The 15,447-nt window shown below is 34.3% G+C and carries 21 protein-coding genes; 15 read left to right on the top strand and 6 right to left on the bottom strand.

Features of this window, described 5'->3' with window-relative positions; all coding sequences use genetic code 11:
- Positions 1 to 328 precede the first annotated feature (328 nt).
- From ACN4EE_RS18415 to ACN4EE_RS18405, 3 genes are all read left to right on the top strand, one after another.
- Positions 329 to 1,513, top strand: a complete 1,185-nt coding sequence (locus tag ACN4EE_RS18415) for an NAD(P)H-quinone oxidoreductase subunit H (RefSeq protein WP_431707940.1) — start codon at positions 329 to 331, stop codon at positions 1,511 to 1,513.
- A gap of 211 nt (positions 1,514 to 1,724) precedes the next feature.
- Positions 1,725 to 2,936, top strand: coding sequence for a (E)-4-hydroxy-3-methylbut-2-enyl-diphosphate synthase (gene ispG, locus ACN4EE_RS18410; RefSeq protein WP_431707939.1), 1,212 nt, complete (start codon positions 1,725 to 1,727; stop codon positions 2,934 to 2,936).
- A gap of 167 nt (positions 2,937 to 3,103) precedes the next feature.
- Positions 3,104 to 3,673, top strand: coding sequence for a 5-formyltetrahydrofolate cyclo-ligase (locus ACN4EE_RS18405; protein ID WP_431707938.1), 570 nt, complete (start codon positions 3,104 to 3,106; stop codon positions 3,671 to 3,673).
- On the opposite strand, the gene ACN4EE_RS18400 is transcribed toward ACN4EE_RS18405, so the two are convergent.
- A complete protein-coding gene (locus ACN4EE_RS18400) occupies positions 3,659 to 3,859 on the bottom strand; it encodes a hypothetical protein (RefSeq protein WP_431707937.1) in 201 nt (66 codons plus the stop codon). The genes ACN4EE_RS18405 and ACN4EE_RS18400 overlap by 15 nt on opposite strands.
- A gap of 53 nt (positions 3,860 to 3,912) precedes the next feature.
- Here ACN4EE_RS18400 and ACN4EE_RS18395 point away from each other — a divergent pair, with 53 nt between their 5' ends.
- The 11 genes from ACN4EE_RS18395 (at position 3,913) to ACN4EE_RS18345 (ending at position 10,862) form a co-directional block, all read left to right on the top strand.
- Positions 3,913 to 6,567, top strand: a complete 2,655-nt coding sequence (locus tag ACN4EE_RS18395) for a dynamin family protein (RefSeq protein ID WP_431707936.1) — start codon at positions 3,913 to 3,915, stop codon at positions 6,565 to 6,567.
- Between the two features lie 27 nt (positions 6,568 to 6,594).
- A complete protein-coding gene (locus ACN4EE_RS18390) occupies positions 6,595 to 6,852 on the top strand; it encodes a ribbon-helix-helix domain-containing protein (RefSeq protein ID WP_431707935.1) in 258 nt (85 codons plus the stop codon).
- Positions 6,849 to 7,163 (top strand): type II toxin-antitoxin system RelE/ParE family toxin, encoded by a 315-nt coding sequence (locus ACN4EE_RS18385; RefSeq protein ID WP_431707934.1) that lies wholly within the window; start codon positions 6,849 to 6,851, stop codon positions 7,161 to 7,163. The genes ACN4EE_RS18390 and ACN4EE_RS18385 overlap by 4 nt, the downstream gene beginning before the upstream one ends.
- Before the next feature lie 41 nt (positions 7,164 to 7,204).
- Positions 7,205 to 7,777 (top strand): hypothetical protein, encoded by a 573-nt coding sequence (locus ACN4EE_RS18380; protein ID WP_431707933.1) that lies wholly within the window; start codon positions 7,205 to 7,207, stop codon positions 7,775 to 7,777.
- Positions 7,778 to 7,791: 14 nt separating this feature from the next.
- Positions 7,792 to 9,138 (top strand): hypothetical protein, encoded by a 1,347-nt coding sequence (locus tag ACN4EE_RS18375; RefSeq protein WP_431707932.1) that lies wholly within the window; start codon positions 7,792 to 7,794, stop codon positions 9,136 to 9,138.
- 170 nt (positions 9,139 to 9,308) lie between these two features.
- On the top strand, positions 9,309 to 9,527 hold the full coding sequence (locus ACN4EE_RS18370) for a hypothetical protein (RefSeq protein ID WP_431707931.1): 219 nt from the start codon (positions 9,309 to 9,311) through the stop codon (positions 9,525 to 9,527).
- Positions 9,528 to 9,544: 17 nt separating this feature from the next.
- Positions 9,545 to 9,787: a Txe/YoeB family addiction module toxin gene (locus ACN4EE_RS18365; RefSeq protein ID WP_431707930.1), complete on the top strand. Its 243-nt coding sequence runs from the start codon at positions 9,545 to 9,547 to the stop codon at positions 9,785 to 9,787.
- Positions 9,788 to 9,907: 120 nt separating this feature from the next.
- A complete protein-coding gene (locus ACN4EE_RS18360; RefSeq protein ID WP_431707929.1) occupies positions 9,908 to 10,066 on the top strand; it encodes a hypothetical protein in 159 nt (52 codons plus the stop codon).
- A 54-nt stretch (positions 10,067 to 10,120) separates the two neighbouring features.
- Positions 10,121 to 10,285, top strand: a complete 165-nt coding sequence (locus ACN4EE_RS18355; protein WP_431707928.1) for a hypothetical protein — start codon at positions 10,121 to 10,123, stop codon at positions 10,283 to 10,285.
- A gap of 96 nt (positions 10,286 to 10,381) precedes the next feature.
- Entirely contained in the window at positions 10,382 to 10,588 is a 207-nt protein-coding gene (locus ACN4EE_RS18350; protein ID WP_431707927.1) for a hypothetical protein, read from the top strand.
- Between the two features lie 4 nt (positions 10,589 to 10,592).
- Complete coding sequence (locus ACN4EE_RS18345) at positions 10,593 to 10,862, top strand: type II toxin-antitoxin system RelE family toxin (protein WP_431707926.1); 270 nt, start codon at positions 10,593 to 10,595, stop codon at positions 10,860 to 10,862.
- Between the two features lie 165 nt (positions 10,863 to 11,027).
- Here ACN4EE_RS18345 and ACN4EE_RS18340 read toward each other — a convergent pair whose 3' ends face one another.
- From ACN4EE_RS18340 to rpsP, 4 genes are read right to left on the bottom strand one after another with little or no spacing between them, the layout of a single operon-like run.
- Positions 11,028 to 11,255, bottom strand: a complete 228-nt coding sequence (locus ACN4EE_RS18340; protein WP_431707925.1) for a hypothetical protein — start codon at positions 11,253 to 11,255, stop codon at positions 11,028 to 11,030.
- A complete protein-coding gene (locus ACN4EE_RS18335; RefSeq protein ID WP_431707924.1) occupies positions 11,252 to 11,434 on the bottom strand; it encodes a hypothetical protein in 183 nt (60 codons plus the stop codon). Before ACN4EE_RS18335 ends, ACN4EE_RS18340 begins: the two co-directional genes overlap by 4 nt.
- A gap of 8 nt (positions 11,435 to 11,442) precedes the next feature.
- A complete protein-coding gene (locus tag ACN4EE_RS18330; RefSeq protein ID WP_431707923.1) occupies positions 11,443 to 11,841 on the bottom strand; it encodes a KH domain-containing protein in 399 nt (132 codons plus the stop codon).
- On the bottom strand, positions 11,834 to 12,082 hold the full coding sequence (gene rpsP, locus ACN4EE_RS18325; protein WP_431707922.1) for a 30S ribosomal protein S16: 249 nt from the start codon (positions 12,080 to 12,082) through the stop codon (positions 11,834 to 11,836). Before rpsP ends, ACN4EE_RS18330 begins: the two co-directional genes overlap by 8 nt.
- Positions 12,083 to 12,235: 153 nt before the next feature.
- Between rpsP and ACN4EE_RS18320 the strand changes: the two genes are divergently transcribed.
- Positions 12,236 to 13,477 carry an ankyrin repeat domain-containing protein gene (locus tag ACN4EE_RS18320; RefSeq protein WP_431707921.1) on the top strand — a complete coding sequence of 414 codons (1,242 nt, stop codon included), beginning with the start codon at positions 12,236 to 12,238 and terminating at the stop codon, positions 13,475 to 13,477.
- Positions 13,478 to 13,528: 51 nt separating this feature from the next.
- On the opposite strand, the gene ACN4EE_RS18315 is transcribed toward ACN4EE_RS18320, so the two are convergent.
- Positions 13,529 to 14,977 carry a RecQ family ATP-dependent DNA helicase gene (locus ACN4EE_RS18315; protein WP_431707920.1) on the bottom strand — a complete coding sequence of 483 codons (1,449 nt, stop codon included), beginning with the start codon at positions 14,975 to 14,977 and terminating at the stop codon, positions 13,529 to 13,531.
- Positions 14,978 to 15,447: the final 470 nt, after the last annotated feature.

The raw sequence follows: 15,447 nt of genomic DNA, 5'->3' as shown, positions 1-15,447 counted from the left end.
GTAAAATAAAAAATGACAACTAATTTTAGAAAAAATATTCTCGACACCCGCATATTGTGTCGCAATACATCCCACAGCTAAAGCAATCGATGCTCTTTGCGAAGTTGTTGTAAAGTGCGAGGGGTTCGATCGAATAAACCATCAAAAGCAATTTCAACCAAAGGTGTATTGAATCAACTATAACTTTTATGATAGATTATACCAAGAAATTAAATCAATAAATCATCTTAAGTTTTACAACACTTACAATTACACAAAAAATCCTTATAAAAGAATTAACTGTGTAAACATTGGAATACTTATTTAACCCTAGAAATAAATCAGCTTTATGGCTAAAATAGAAACTAGAACAGAACCAATGGTTCTTAATATGGGACCTCATCATCCCTCTATGCACGGGGTTTTGAGGCTAATTGTCACCCTTGATGGTGAAGACGTAGTGGACTGCGAACCCGTCATCGGTTACTTACATCGAGGCATGGAAAAAATTGCTGAAAATCGTACCAACGTCATGTATGTACCCTATGTTAGTCGTTGGGATTATGCGGCAGGAATGTTTAACGAGGCAATTACCGTTAACGCGCCCGAAAAATTAGCAGATATTGAAGTACCGAAACGTGCGCAATATATTCGAGTGATTATGCTAGAATTAAACCGCATCGCTAACCATTTACTGTGGTTAGGTCCTTTTTTGGCGGATGTGGGCGCTCAAACTCCCTTTTTCTATATTTTCCGTGAAAGAGAGATGATTTATGACTTATGGGAATCAGCTTCGGGGATGCGTTTAATCAACAATAACTATTTCCGTATTGGTGGTGTTGCCGTTGATTTGCCTTACGGTTGGGTGGATAAGTGTGAGGATTTTTGCGATTATTTCTTACCTAAAGTCGATGAATATGAGAAGTTAATCACCAATAACCCTATTTTCCGTAAGCGAATTGAAGGAATTGGTACTATTACCAGGGAACAAGCTATCAACTGGGGTTTATCGGGTCCTATGTTGCGCGGTTCGGGGGTAAAATGGGATTTGCGTAAAGTGGATCATTATGAATGTTACGATGATTTTGATTGGGATGTGCAATGGGAAACCGAAGGAGATTGTTTTGCCCGTTATATCATCCGAATTAGGGAGATGCGCGAATCGGTAAAAATCATTCGTCAGGCATTAAAAGGTTTACCCGGAGGCGCTTACGAAAACTTAGAAGCAAAAAGACTTCAAGAGGGCAAAAAATCAGAATGGAATAATTTTGAGTATCAATACATTGCCAAAAAAGTCGCGCCCACCTTTAAAATTCCTTCAGGTGAGCATTATGTGCGCCTAGAAAGTGGTAAGGGTGAGTTAGGGGTGTTTATTGTGGGTAACGATGATGTCTTCCCTTGGCGTTGGAAAATCCGCGCCCCTGATTTCAACAATTTACAAATCCTTCCTCATCTTCTCAAAGGGGTAAAAGTTGCTGATATTATGGCAATTCTCGGTAGTATCGATGTCATTATGGGATCGGTCGATCGATAAGTCTGGAATGAAAAATTGAGAATTAAGAATTAAGAATTAAGAATTAAGAATTAGGAATTACCAATAATCGCTTTAGCAGATTTTCGCTATCAGCATTGAAATTTATTTCAATGTGGGTTATTGATTAACGCCCTTATTACTAATTCATAAAAAAAGATTGCTTCGTTACCTCGCAATGACAAGAAAATTTAAGATTTTAAAATAAAATATTATGCAAACTATCGATAAACCTTTACCTAGTCTCAATCTCTTTGATGGTACAATTCATCGCCGTAAAACTCGCCCTGTTAAAATAGGTAACATCACCATCGGCGGAAATAATCCCGTAGTAGTACAATCGATGATTAATGAAGATACCCTCGATGTGTCGGCTTCCGTTGCCGCTATTCGCCGTTTACATGAAATTGGTTGCGAAATTGTTAGGGTGACAGTGCCTAGTTTAGCCCATGCTAAAGCTGTTGGTGAAATTAAAGAGCAGTTAATTAAAACCTATCAAAATGTTCCCCTTGTGGCCGATGTCCATCATAATGGTATGAAAATCGCCCTTGAAGTGGCTAAACACGTTGATAAGGTGCGTATTAATCCTGGTTTATACGTCTTTGAAAAGCCTAAGCTCGATCGAACCGACTATAGTGATAAAGAATTTGCCGAAATTGGTGATAAAATTAGAGAAACCCTCGAACCGTTAGTTATTTCCTTACGAGATCAAGGTAAAGCGATGCGTATCGGCGTTAATCATGGCTCTTTGGCAGAAAGAATGCTCTTTACCTATGGTGATACTCCCGAAGGTATGGTAGAATCGGCGATCGAATTTATCAAAATCTGCGAATCATTGGATTTTCGTAACTTAATTGTCTCCATGAAAGCCTCCAGAGTACCAGTCATGTTGTCAGCTTATCGCTTAATGGTGAAACGCATGGACGAATTAGGCATGGATTATCCCTTACATTTAGGCGTTACCGAAGCAGGAGACGGCGAATATGGGCGCATCAAATCCACCGCAGGAATTGGTACATTATTAGCAGAAGGTATCGGCGACACTATCAGAGTATCCTTAACCGAAGCCCCAGAAAAAGAAATTCCTGTTTGCTATAGCATTTTACAATCCCTTGGATTGCGTAAAACCATGGTGGAATATGTAGCTTGTCCTTCCTGTGGACGTACTTTATTTAACCTTGAGGAAGTTTTGCACAAAGTTAGGGAAGCCACAAAACACCTCACTGGTTTAGATATAGCTGTAATGGGTTGTATCGTGAATGGACCGGGTGAAATGGCAGATGCTGATTATGGCTATGTAGGGAAGCAACCCGGTTTTATTTCCTTGTATCGTGGTAAGGAAGAAATCAAAAAAGTTCCAGAAACCGAAGGTGTTGAAGAATTAATCAACTTAATCAAAGCTGACGGTAGATGGGTTGAGCCATAATAGTATTTTGTTGTAGATTTATAGTTTTTTGATGGGGTTAGGTTTTAGGTTTTAGGTGTTAGTGTTAGGTTTTAGTAATTCATAATTGGCGAAATTCGAGTATTCAGAAAAAATACAGGTAAAATGCCTGTTTTACGGTGGAGAAATAAGAGAAATAAAATTAAAGCATGGATATATCTGTCCAGAAAAAGTTATTAAGAAAAAAATATATTCAACAAAGATTAAGTCTTTCTCCTGCACAATGGCGATCGAACAGTGATAAAATTTGTCAAAATATATTAGATAGTGAGATTTTTCGTCAAGCTAAAGTCGTTTTAAGTTATTTTAGCTTTAAACAAGAACCAGATTTAAGTCTTTTACATCAACAAGATAAGGTTATTTGGGGTTTTCCCCGTTGTGAAGGTAATAATTTAGTGTGGCATCAATGGCAATGGGGAAATGAGTTAGACACTGGAAAATATAACATTCTTGAGCCTTTGGCGGATTCTCCTTTAATTGATATTACCCTTGTTGATTTAATTTTAGTACCTTCGGTACTGCTCGATCGAACTGGTTATCGTTTAGGCTATGGTGGAGGTTATTACGATCGAATGTTAGCCTCTTTTCCATGTCAAAATACTATGGGTATTGTTTTCGATTTTGCCTATATACCCCATTTACCTAGAGAATCTTGGGATAAACCTTTAAAGTATATTTGTACTGAGAATAATCTGAGTCAGTCATTAGAAATCACCTAAGTTCGATCGAACTGTAACATCTCGATCGAACCTTACCACACCATCGAACCTTACCACACCATCGAACCTCACCATATTATCGATCGAACTCCACCATATTATCGAACTGTAACACCTCGATCGAACCTTGTATAATTGTAACTTTATAAAAATATTATTAAATTTTGCATAAATTCCGAAAATCATCCTGATAATTAAATAGAAGCAAAAATTATCATAGTGTTTTTACACTTCACTCTATGGAAAAACCGCAATCTCCAGATATTCAAGCACAACTCACCCAAGCCAGAGAAAATCTGCAAAGGTTAGGTAATGCCGTCTCCGAATTGGTTAACCTCTCCCCCGATGTTTTCGGTGATGAAGCCATAAAAACTCGTTTACAGGATTTTCAACAAGCCTACGAAGAAGCCACTCAACGCCTTGCTAATCCTACCTTTCGCATCGCTACGATCGGCACTACTTCTTCGGGAAAATCTACCATCGTCAATGCCTTAATGGGGCGCAGAATTGCCCCCATCGAAGCAGGTGAAATGAGTGGCGGTGTGCTAACTTTAACTCATTCCCTCAATCGAAAATTAGTCATCGAAGCCACAGAAAATGCGGTGTGGGAAACAGGAGAATGGACAGATATAAATGATAATGATCTTTATAGTCGCATTCAAACGGCAATGCACAGCTATCATGAAGCAAGGAGAAAAAAAGAATATATCGCTCCCCAAATAACCGCCCATATTCCTTTACTTCCTGCCTGTGATGCTAGTTTATCGGGATTACCAGAGGGAATTAATGTTGAGTTTTTGGACTTACCCGGACTTAAATCAGTACAAGATAAAACAAACTTAGATATTATTCAGCCTTTGGTGGGTAAGGCTTTTAGTTTAGTTGCCTTAGATTATATGCAGGTAGATGAGCAACATCGCCAAAAATTATTAACGGAATTAAAAGAAGTCGTTGAATCTTTACAAGGACGTACTGACTCTCTTATATTTATTTTAAACCGAGTTGATCAACGGGGTGCAGATGATAAACCTCTTGAGGAGCGTTTACAACAGTTAAAAACGGAAATACAAGAGCAGTTAAATCTTCCATCATTGCCTGATATTATCCCTTTCAATGCCCGTCTTTTATACTATGCTCAATGTGCATGGGGTACGAATCCTTTACATACTAGCTCTAATGTTACCCCAGAAGTTCGTTTACAATTACTTAAATCACTTTTTAAAGATTGTGCTAGTTTTATTGAGGAAAAAACAGACGTTAATTTTAATAATTTTTCAATCAAATTTTGGACTATTTCCTCTGTTAAATATTTAGCTGATTTAATATTGACTTGTCAATTTTATTATGATTTGGATGATTGGTTGAGTGATATAAAAAAATCGGTTAAAAGAAATGGAAAAATTGATGATGAAACAATACAACAATTATCAATTTATACTATTAATTGGAGCGGAGGTGAAGCCTTATGGGAATGTATCAGGTTAAGATTAAAAGAATCATTTTCTTCTGTAGTTATCGTGCCAATTTTAAAACCTGTTTTTGATAACTTTGATACTTTAATATCACAAGTAAGTATTTTTATAGAAACACGTCAACTTCAAGATAAAAAGAAAATTAAATCTGCTAAAACAAATCTTGTTAAAATTCGAGATTCTGTAAAAAATAATGTAGAAAATTTAGGGAAAAGTAAAAGAGAATTTACTAACATTTTCCAAGAAATTATAGAAAGTCACGCTGATGTTCAACCAACGAAACAATTAAAACTTAGAAAAAAGTTAAAAGAAAACAAAGACATTTCTCCTAAAATAATAAAGGATTTAGTTACAATTCTCGATATTATCAATGAGATTGAAGCAGATTTAAACATTTCTATTATTACTCCCGTGAATAAGTCACTGATTAATAATTCATCAAGTTTTGAATTGAAAGATAAATTGAAAGAAAAAATCATCCCCTCATTAGCTGAAGATATAGCGAGGAATTATGATTCTGTCAGTCGAATTATGACAAAATTTGAACAAAAAGAAGATTTTTTCTATCGTCAGATTAAAGCAAATGATGAAAAAGGAAAAGCCGAATTAAAAAGAGAAGAACAACATTTTAGACTTCTTTATTTCACTATTCGTCAAGCTATGACAGCAAGAGCTAATTTTAAATTTCAAGCAAAAGCTAAATCTTTTCTAGATGTCTTAGAATCTCTTAAAGATGAATGGCTTTTAAAATTAATTAATTCCCTAATTGAACAAGAATTATTGTCCGATAAGTTACAACAAGCAATTCTAAGTGATACTAAGAAAAAACTATCACAAAATCCTCCTGAGTTGCCTTTAGAGTTGTTTAAATTTACGGATGGTATTACATCAAATAAAACGAAAAAAAAAGAAATAATTGGTACTGAAACTAAAGATGTTCCGGTAAACAAAACAAGACTTGTTCAAGATGTAGAAACATATACCATTGGTTCTTGCTTTCAACAAACCATGACTCGTCCAATTACGAGACAAGAAAGGTATAATACGACAGAAAAACGAACATCTAATGTTTATGGAGACGTAGAATATGAAGAATTATATTTACCAACTCCCCAATTAATGGCAAAACAATGGACGCAAGGTATCGCCCAAGAAAGGGAGACACTTTGGCAAATATTAAAAGATTGGATTGAAGAACAATTAGATATTGTGAATCAGATTTTTGCTGAGTCTGTAAAAGAAATCAGTGATTTTTGTGAGCGTATTTTAGATGAACAACTACAAATAGTTGAATCAGAATTAGAAATTTCCATGCAATTTTGGCAGGAGGTACAAACAAAAGAAAATGAGATAAAACAAATCAACGAGGATTTCCGACAAGATTTAGGGTTGATGACTACCTTAAAAGATATGTCACAATAAAATAAACTATTGATTAGAGATTAAGCCATGAATCAATTAAATATTTCCGTTACTGAAGATTTACAGGATTTTATCAATGAACAAATCAAAACAAAAGGTTATAGTAACCTAAGCGAATATATTAATTATTTAATTCAAAAAGATAGAGAAAAACAAGCCGAAAAGCATTTAGAAGAATTACTTTTAGAAGGATTAGAAAGTCCTGAATTTATTGAGGTAAATGATCAATGGTGGGAGGAAAAAAGGCTCAAATTAATGAATCAAATTAAAGGTAACAACTTATGAGCTTATTAATTAAAGTATCCACTAAAGCAAGTCAAGATTTAGAGGATTTATTCAACTATCTAGCAAGAGAAAATGAAAGTATTGCTTTCAAATTTTTTGACTCCTCCAGAGAAACCATTGCTTTACTTGCTAAGATGCCAAATCTTGGGAAATCTTGTCAAATTGCTAATCCTAAATTAAAAGATTTACGACAATATCGAGTTAAAGGTTTTAACAAATTTTTAGTTTTTTATTTCGTGTCTGATAATTTACTAATTATTGTCAGAGTTCTTCAAGGAAATCGTGATATTGAAACGATTTTAAATAGATAATAACATTATTAAATTTTACTAAAAAAATAAAACTACAGAATATGAATATAAATATTATCGATTTCTTATATAAGAAATTATGTAACTTTTTACAAAGTTTATTAAACACAAAAAAAGATCATTATGATAATCAATCAGAATATATAAATGATAGAGAGGGTAACTTTAGAGAGATTGATAATGATAATGTAAAAAATAAGTTTGATCGTGAAATTTCTGAAAAAAATTGCTTAATTTTAGTTATTCGTGCCTCAAATATATCTTTAGTTAACCATATTAAAAATAAAGGAAAAATTGATCAGAATGATTGTGAAAATCTTTATCAATCAACCATTTATTTAAACTATGACAATGAAGATAAATTTTTATATGAATGGCAACAGTTAACAAACGAAAAAAAGTTTTATATTTCCAATGAACAAGAATATTCTGATGGGGATATTTTTTTAATAAAAGTTAAGCTAAAAAATACAGAAAATAGATTTAATCCAAATCTTGATCAAATAGAAAGATATGATGCTTTTATGAATTTAGCAAATTTAGCGATCGATATAGAAGTTTCAGAAAGACTAGATATGGAAGCCTATGAAAAATTTAATGTTTATAATCGGTAAATACAATAAAAATTATGCTTATTTCCACTGATTTATTAGTAAATAATCCTAGTATTATTCAAGGATTAATTGATGGTAGCTTAGTTCGTTATGGTAGCGTGATTCGTTATGCCTCTGGTTTTCCTAACGGTGGGCAAATAGTTCAACATTTAGCCGAAGCTCCTAATTTGACTAATTCCTTACTCAGTATCGCTTCTAATCCGCTCATGGGTAGTGTTAACGCTGGAGTTAATGCCGTTGGGCATACCGTCACTGTCAATCAGTTAATGGGATTAAATACGAAAGTATCCGCTATGCAACAAACCCTATCTCAAGTCATGGGGTTAAGCCAAATTGCGGCAGGAGCAAGTGTACTAAATTTAGGGGTAAGTGTGGCAGGTTTTGCTTATATGGGTTATAAACTCCATCAGATGCAAAAGTCTATTAATCATCTTCAGCAAACGATGGAAACTGGTTTTAATAAAGTGGAAACCCGTTTAAATAATCTTGATAACAAAATGAGTCACGGTTTTAATGTGGTGATTGAAGGCTTAAATCACGTTAACAGTCGTTTAGATGTGGTTTCTGGGCAATTAGCTTATTTATATTTATTAGTGCAGGATAGTCGAGAAAAACAAGAAAATCTAGGGAAAGCGATTTCTAAAATTCACAAAATGATGTTAATTGATAAAATTTGCACTTTACAAGCTGAATTAGACGATTTAAGACGTTTTCCCCATGATTCTCCCCGATTAGCCCTAAAAACAGCTACTAATACTCGTTTATCTTTAAGTAGTCAGGCGATGCACTCATCCCCAGATTTAGAGGCGGAATTGCTTTTAAATAGTGACGTATCGATTCAAGGGTGGGCAGTTGCAACGGCGACAGAAGCCCATTTACTTTTACAAATGGGGCAACATGGGGAAGCAAAAGGAATGTTAAGGGAGGAGATAGAAAAGTTTAAAACCGTCGCTCATAATTGGGGTAATAGCCTGATAAAAGAGGGTAATTCGTCTTTGTCAACCGCCTATCGTTTTTCGGCTTCTCCCTTTGCAGAATATATCACCCCCGAAAGAGTCACCAGAATTAAGGATATTTCCCCTAGTGATTTTAGTTTAGATCGAGATCAACTAAGACGCAAAAAAAATGAGGCAAATGTAGAGTTTGAAATGTCTTACGCTCAGGAAAGATACCCTAAATCATGGATACAACAACAGATTGCGATCGCTGAATATTTAGACGGTTTAAGCGAATTATTGGCACGATTAGAGAGTTTAGAAGCCTTTGCGGATTTGTGCGAAAGTCGTAACCTGAAAAGCAGTAAGGAGATTTTGCCTGATGAGAATACTCCTTCGGGATTGTATTTGTTACCTGCGGATTGAAAACCCGTAAAACAGGCTTCTAGCCTGTAAATAAAGCTCTAAAGAGCTTACTACAAACGGTTCGATCGAGTTTATGGGGTTCGATCGATTTTCCATTGATTTAAAATACAATATGTTGTTATTAAGATATAATTAATAAGGCAAATAATCACAGAATAATATTGAGTGAGATGAAAACAATCACCCTGAAAATAGATGATCGCATCAATGAGCAATTTATAAATCTTCTGAAGGGTTTTTCAGAGAATGAATTAAGGATTTTAGAAGAATCTGAATATATCAGTGATGATGACTATTTAAGATCGTTATCGGGAATGGTTGAAAGTATCAAGGAAGCTAGAAAAGAACCCATTGACAATGGTGTCACCTTAAATCAACTAGATTGGTAATGTATAAGATAATTTTTATGACACAAGCACAGAAAGATGCAAAAAAGTTATCTTCTAGTGGATTGAAACAAAAAACATTGACACTAATTGAAATTATAGTTAATGATCCCTATCAATATCCGCCTGAATATGAATTACTCAAAGGGGATATGAAAGAATTAATTAGTAGAAGAATCAATAAGCAACATAGATTAGTGTATGAAGTAATCGAGCAAGAAAAGTTGATTAAGATATATCGGATGTGGACTCACTATGAGTAATGACATCGAGCTTTATGAGGAGTTTGAGAGATTGCTTCGTTTCCTCGCAATGACAAGGAGGAGAAAGGGTTCGATCGAAAGTATTATTATAGGATATGAGATAAATATAACGAATTTTAAATGAAACCGAGTGTATATATTGAGACTTCTGTAGTTAGTTATTTAACTGCCCGACCTAGTCGTGATTTAATAAGTGCTAGTCGTCAACAAACTTGGAATTGTAAACATATCGCTAATGCTACCATGAGAACTAAGATTGAAAAAAATTTGTCGTCTTAATGGTTATGAGCCTTCAATTATTTGTAACCCCGAAGAATTAATGGAGAAATAAAAATGAACTACGATCCTGTTATTGCTGAACTTTATCAAATTAAACAAGATTTAGCCGCCGAATTTGATTATGATCTAAAAAAAATTTATGAGGCGTTAAAAGTGAGACAAAAAGCTAATCCTAAACCCCATATTAAATTACCTGCAAAACGATCGAGTAATTTTTAAGGTTCGATCGATTTTGGGGGAGGCGATTCTTGGTTTATAGTTATAAAGACGATCGATTTTGATAAAATAAAAACAATTATTGTGGGTAAATAAACTATGACCGAATTATTAGAAAAAGCGTTTGCTCAAGTTTCAGAATTACCTGAAAAAGAACAAAATGAAATTGCTAGTTTAATTTTAGAAGAAATAGCTGATGAGCAAAAATGGCAAAAAAGTTTTGCTGATTCAACAACACAATTAGAAATCTTAGCTCAAGAAGCATTAAAAGAATATAAACTAGGTAAAACTCGTTCTTTCCCTTAAGAAAATGGAATCTCAAACAACAGATCGTTTTTGGAAGGCTTACGATAAATTACCTTCTTCTGTACAAAAAACCGCAAAAAAAATTCATAAACGTTGGCAAGATAATCCTTATGATTCTAGCTTGAAATTTAAGCAGATACATCCTGTCAAACCAATATATTCCGTCAGAATTGGTTTAGATTGGCGTGCTGTTGGCATAAAGCAAGATAATACAGTAATTTGGTTTTGGATTGGTTCTCATAGCGAATATGATAAATTAATATCTCAACTATAAATTTTGAGGCTATCGTGTGCCTTTGACATTATTTTTTGTAACGAGGTTTGATCGCTTTTCGATCAAAAAAAGTGGGGAGGTTCGATCGAGTTTGAGAGATTGCTTCGTTTCTTCGCAATGACAAGGAGGAAAGAGGGTTCGATCGTTTTTCGAATTAAATTCCAGTTATTCAATTTCTCCTCCAAATAATTCTAATTCAAGACTCTGGAGAGATTTACCGTGATCACTACCTTTAAGATAATTTTGCCATTCAGACTCAGATTCGTCTAAATCTTGACTTGTAAAATCATCATCTAAATTATCAAAACGTTTTTTTAACTCTTGAAAGAGTCGATTTTGGTCAGTAATACTGAGAGTTTGAATTTGATTTAATATTTCATTATAAACAGTCATATTTTTTCGATATTATCTACACTAGGTAGCATTATAATCAAATATCGCTCTTGATGGGGAGTAGGAGGTTCGATCGAGTTTTGGGGGGATTGCTTCGTTTCCTCGCAATGACAAGGAGGAGAAAGGGTTCGATCGCCAAAGGCGGTGCGATCGAATTGTGGGGAAATTCCCCATTCCACATTCCTAACTAGCCTATAGTTGAGCGTCTTATAGGGCGACGGGTAAAATGATGCCCTGCTGGGCGAGGAGGAGGAGCTTGACGTAACGGGGGTTTCGATCGTCTTTCTCTTGTTCTTTCTTCATCTTCATAAATTTCGAGATAAAGAGTATCTCCAGAAAGTTGAGCGGCTGTTTGTAATACAGTTCTCAGGGCTTGGATATTTCTGCCACCTCTACCATAAATCTTGCCCTTGTCATTTTCTTCAAAAGCTAAACGAATCCAGACTCTTTTAGTGCTAGATATTTGCTCACAATCAAAATTCAACAATTCAGGGGATTCTAGTAAAGGTTCAATCAAAAAACGGACTAAACCATCATAATCAGGAGATAATCCGTTATTATTTCCATTTAATTCATTATTAAGCATTTACTTGTTCAAATACCTTTGCTTTTACCAAAATACGGCGCACGGTTTCGGTGGGTTGAGCCCCTTGTTTTAAACGGGTGACAATAGCAGGTACATTTAATCTAGTTTCATCACTTCTAGGGTTATAAAAACCTAATTCTTCTAAGGCTTCTCCATCCCGACGGTTACGACTATTCATCGCTACAATACGATAACTTACTTCTCTTTTTTTTCCTAAGCGTTTCAAACGTAATTTAACCATATTAATTTAATTAATTTGCAATTCAATTTCATAAGTTAAGATTTAACTAACCTATACTATCATACAGAAATTTGACCTTAATTGCTAAGGGAAATCGAAATAATCAATTAACTACAGTTAATAATCCTTACTTCCTTCTTAACAAATTCGACTATGAGTTTACATTCCGCCATTACCCATCAAGATATTCCTAGAATACAAAAAATTCTCTCATCTGGACAATGCCGTGATGAAGATAAAAATTTAGGGTTAATTTATGCTATACAAAGAGGATATATGAACATTGCTCAATTACTGATTGGTGCTGACGCTGATGTTAACTTTCAAAATCTCCCTCATCAAATGACACCTTTAATGTTTGCTTGTGCCGGAAATCATCTTTCTGTGTGTGAATTATTGATTAACAATGGTGCGGATGTTAATTTGACTAATGATGATGAAACTTCTCCCCTGATGATTGCTTGTTATCGGGGATATACTCCCATTGTGGAAATGTTGTTAAAAAATAATGCTTCCGTGAATCATCAAGATTTAGATGGTGATAATTCCCTTCATTTGGCTATCAAGTCGAATCATTTTGACGTAGTTAATTTATTAATTGATTATGGGGCGGATGTTTTTGTGGATGATGGTGCATTAAGTATTGCCATCGATGAAAATAATCTGGATATGGTAAATTTTTTATTAGCCCGATCGATCGATGTCAATCAGAGTAATAATGATGGTATAACACCCTTAATCATGTCTTGTGCTCATGGAAATATTCCTATTGTAGAGACGTTATTACAAGCAGGGGCAAATATCAATCATCGAGATAATAGTGGGGATACTGCCTTACATTTAGGAGTGTTAGAAGGACATTTAGAAATAGTACAGATATTGTTAAAACAAGGTGCGAATCCTAATGTTATCAATCACGAAGGAGACTCACCCTTGTTGATTGCCTGTGTACAGGGTTACACCGAAATAGTGGTAGAGTTGTTAAAATATAATGCAGATGTCAATTTCCATAATGATACCGATACTCCTCTCGGTTTAGCCATTGTTAACGGTTGGCAACAAATAGCTATTCATTTACTCCATGGGGGGGCTAATCCTGATACTATTTTAGGAGATGGTAAAAGTATATTAATGAAAATGTGCGATCGAAATAACCTACCATTAATCTCAGAATTATTAAAAGCAGGTGCAGACGTTAACCTTGAAGACAACGGCGGAGGCACAGCCTTAATGTGGGCTTCCCATCGGGGTAATATAGAAGCGGTGAAATTATTAGTCAAAGTAGAAGGCATCAAAATCAACCATCAAAATCATGGGGGATATACGGCGGCTAGTTTAGCAGAATATAATAAATATCCTGAAGTGGCTAAATTTTTGAAAGAATTAAATTTTTAGCAACAAAAAACCCGATATTAAAAACAATTGACATTCAGGATTAGTGACACTTCACTGACAATTATCACACTTTGTGCAACGAAAATTTTGGGAAGGAGGAAAGCCAAAAGCTGATAATAAAAAATGCCATCGGCAAGTTTTTGTCGTTAGATATTGTGAGGTTTCTTGAGTTAATTTTTTCTGTTGTTTTATCAAAAGTTCGATCGAACCTTGAGGATTATTTATAGTTAATTGATAATGATAAGGATCAATCCACCGTAATTGTTGGCTACTATTTAAGATAGATAAATATAAGGAGATATTAGGGTTATTAAATTCCCTCGATAATGCCTCAATATTTCCCTGTTTTGGTATTTGCTGAATAAATCTTTGCGCTTCTTGATAAAGTTTGATTTGTTGATTCAAAAAATATTGTCTTCTTTGTTTATCTTCTGGATTTAAAAAACCCGTAGCTTCACTGATGAGAGTAACTGCTTCCGTAAGTTTTCCATCCCTACCTCCCCTGCCTATTTCTTGAATATACTCCGACAACAATAAAGGAGCTTGATAATGAAAAATCCATCTTAGGTTACTTTTATTGATACCCATACCAAAAGCGTTGGTACAAACTACAAATTTAATTCTTTCCTGTAACCAATCATTTTCGATTTTTCGGCGGATGTCACTACTTAATCCTCCGTGATAGGCTTGATTTGGATAACCTTCTTGATTGAGCAAATTAGCTAATTCATGGCTATCTTTTCTTGTACGCACATAAATTAAACCACTTTGCTTAGATTTTCTCTGAATATATTGAATTAACTCTTGTTTTCTTCCTTTCGGTGTCCAAATCGTTTTTACTTGTATCTGTAAATTATCACGATAGGGGCTAATTAAGAATTTTTCAGGGTTAGACAGTTGTAAGGATTGAATAATGGTTTTTTGAGTATTAATATCCGCCGTTGCCGTAAAAGATGCTATTGAAATTTTGGTATCCGATGGTTTATGATTAAGTAATAATGGGCGAATAGTGCCTAAACGTCTATAGGCAGGGCGAAAAGACTCTCCCCATTGCGCTAAACAGTGCGCTTCGTCTAAAATTAAACCGTTAATTTTTATGTCTGGATTGCTGATTATTTGCCAGATAGGCGGTGAAAGTAGGGTTTCTGGAGATAGATAGAGTAATCTTAATTGTTGAGACTTTAAAACCTCAAGGGTTTGTTTTCGATCGAACTTACTCACTTCACTATGTAGGATTCCAGCAGGTAAATTTTTCGATCGTAATTCTTGTACTTGATTTTCCATCAAAGCTACTAAAGGAGAAATAACCAAAGTTAAACCCTCTTGCAACAAAGCAGGTAACTGAAAACAGAGAGATTTTCCTCCTCCCGTTGGCATAACAATTAAACAATCTTTCCCCGACAAAATTGCCCTCATAATTTCAGCTTGAGGATAGCGAAAATCATCATAACCCCAATATTTTTTTAGAGTTTGTTTTAAATTTTGTAAGTTAGTTTCCATTTAATGGATAATGAATAATGAATAAATAATTGGTAATTCTTAATTCTTTAATGGCTCTTCTACAGTAGTTATGATATTTTAGCAATAAATAATCGTTAAAAATATTGATATATAATAGATTTAAGATTTTAAAAATGCAAATATTATAAATTTACAGTTTTAATTTAACCTAACACCTGCCACCTGATACCTGACACTTTTTTTAGACATAATTTATCATACTCAAAGTAAGAGAGCCATAATTTTTGTATTTATTAATGTATAAATTTGAATAATTTAAAGTTAAAAAAACCTCTTAATTCTTGGGAAATCTTTTTAGGCTTTGATAGCAGATTCAATCAAAAAATCTAACAATTCTTTGCCATTTTTTACAGCTTCCTCATAACTGTACTTTAGACATCTCCAGAAATGAAAAATTAAATCAATTTAGATATTGAAATCGTTAAATTAATATAGTTTATCGTCATTTT

The sequence above is a fragment of the Geminocystis sp. CENA526 genome (assembly GCF_050753365.1).
Lineage (GTDB): Bacteria > Cyanobacteriota > Cyanobacteriia > Cyanobacteriales > Cyanobacteriaceae > Geminocystis.
The sequence above is the reverse complement of the archived record's forward strand: the minus strand, read 5'-3'. Positions and strand labels throughout refer to the sequence as shown.